1 pseudogene is annotated in these 1,215 nt (G+C 40.4%); it reads right to left on the reverse strand.

Going from position 1 to position 1,215, the window contains the following annotated elements:
- Nucleotides 1-18: 18 nt before the first annotated feature.
- Nucleotides 19-1,091, reverse strand: a pseudogene (locus tag BBG47_RS28075) (IS3 family transposase).
- Between the last annotated feature and the right edge of the window lie 124 nt (nt 1,092-1,215).

The raw sequence follows: 1,215 nt of genomic DNA on the forward strand, positions 1-1,215 counted from the left end.
TGGATTGTCAACACTAAATCAGACAGCTTTTTTAAGGGATAATCTTCTGTAATCTACTGGACTCATATAGCCTAAGGTTCCATGGATGCGATGTTTGTTGAACCAATTTACGTAGTCATATAGCTCCAATTCTAGGTGATGTAAACTGTGGAAGTTCATCTGATTAATGAATTCCGTCTTCATAATTTTAAACGTAGCTTCTGCAACTGCGTTATCATAAGGGCACCCTTTCATGCTTAAGGAACGACCGATCTTGAACGTAGCAAGTGTCTCATCAATCAACTTGTTCTTAAATTCACTACCGCGATCGGTATGGAATCATTGAATTTGACTTAGATTTCCTTGCACAGAAGCAAAGGCTCGTGTGACTAAAGCTGCGTCCTTTTTCGGCCCTGCACTTGAGCCAATGATCTCTCGATTAAAGAGGTCAACTAATACACAGATGTAGTGCCATCTGTTTTTGACTTTGACATACGTTAGATCGCTTACAACGACGCGCTTAGCTTCAGATTGCTGGAACTTGCGGTTCAGTTCATTTACCTGTTGCGATTCGTTGCATGTTGTTTTGTGAGGTTTGTATTGAGCCACGGTGTATGTAGAAACAAGGCCTTGTTCCTTCATAATGCGGCCAATTCGACGTCTTGATACGATAAGTCCACGTTCGTGAAGCTTTGCTTTAATCTTTCTTGTACCATATGCATTTCGGTTCTTCTGGAAGATTTCAACGATAAGCTTCGTAATACCATCTTCATTGCTGGAGTTTTTTACTTCATAATAGTACGTACTTCTAGTTATTTGCAGGACGTCGCACATTGCTGATACCGAGTATTTGTCGCGATTTTGATGGATGACACTTACTTTCGTCCCATGATCAGCGCTGCTTGCTTTAGAATGTCATTCTCCATTTTGAGTCGTTGGTTTTCTTTCCGTAATGCAATAAGTTCATTTTCTTCTGGAGAGCGATTGTCCTTCTCTGAGAAGGAACCTGTTTGGTGGGCTTGTTTAATCCAGCGATCCAATGCAGATGCACTCAACTCATACTCACTTACAATGTCTGCTCTTGATTTCCCATTCTCATATAGCTGAACCATCTGTTTCTTGAAATCATCTGTAAATGTTCGTCTTATTCTTTGGCATAGTAGATCCGCTCCTTGTTATGATGTGTTAATTCTACTAGCCCTTAATTTTTCTGTCCAACTAAGTGTAGCCGATCTA

This window comes from Paenibacillus sp. KS1 (genome assembly GCF_001680695.1).
Lineage (GTDB): Bacteria > Bacillota > Bacilli > Paenibacillales > Paenibacillaceae > Paenibacillus_B > Paenibacillus_B suaedae.